This is a genomic window from Vibrio sp. 1727 (genome assembly GCF_033344415.1).
Classification (GTDB): domain Bacteria; phylum Pseudomonadota; class Gammaproteobacteria; order Enterobacterales; family Vibrionaceae; genus Vibrio; species Vibrio alginolyticus.
The window spans coordinates 1-814 of the sequence record NZ_JAWPOT010000171.1; the positions used below are offsets into that span (position 1 = coordinate 1).

The 814-nt window shown below is 46.6% G+C and carries 1 protein-coding gene; it reads left to right on the forward strand.

Features of this window, described 5'->3' with window-relative positions:
• The coding region (gene rsxC / locus R8O10_RS24595; RefSeq protein ID WP_318191869.1) for an electron transport complex subunit RsxC at positions 1-814 on the forward strand (814 nt) is incomplete at both ends.

Sequence of the window (814 nt, forward strand, 5' to 3'; positions counted from 1 at the left end):
AACATATCCTTAAGCCAAAACTGACGATCATTGGTATCGAAGATAACAAACCAGATGCCATTAAAGCACTGGAAAGTGCCGCGCTGAACAAGGACATTGTTATTCGAGTAATCCCGACGAAATACCCGTCGGGCGGTGAAAAGCAGCTGATAAAGATTCTGACCAACAAGGAAGTTCCTAGCGGCTCTATCCCTGCAGATATTGGCATCTTGGTTCAAAACGTCGGTTCTTTATACTCAATTAAGCGCGCTATCATCGATGGTGAGCCAATGATCGAACGTGTCGTTACGTTAACAGGTAAAACCTTTAAACAGCCTCGAAACGTATGGGCGCTCTTGGGTACCCCAGTTCAAGCACTGCTCGACGAATTCGGGTACAAAGCCGATAAAAAACTTCAGCGTTTGATCATGGGCGGACCAATGATGGGCTTTACCCTGCCCCACTCACAGGTTCCTATCACCAAAACGGCGAACTGTATTTTAGCTCCGACTCGTCACGAGATTTCAGCTCATCAATACGAGATGGAATGTATACGTTGTGGTCAATGTGCGGAAGCTTGTCCTGCATCTCTACTGCCACAGCAGCTTCAATGGCATGCTAAGGCCGAAGAATATGACAAGCTAGAAGAACTAAATCTAAAAGATTGTATCGAGTGTGGCGCTTGTGCGTTTGTTTGTCCAAGTGAAATTCCACTGGTGCAATATTACCGCCAAGCAAAAGCAGAAATTCGTACTCGAACTCAAGAAGCAGAAGCCGCAGAGCGTGCGAAACTGCGCTTCGAAGAGAAAAAAGCGCGTATGGAGCGCGAAAAAGC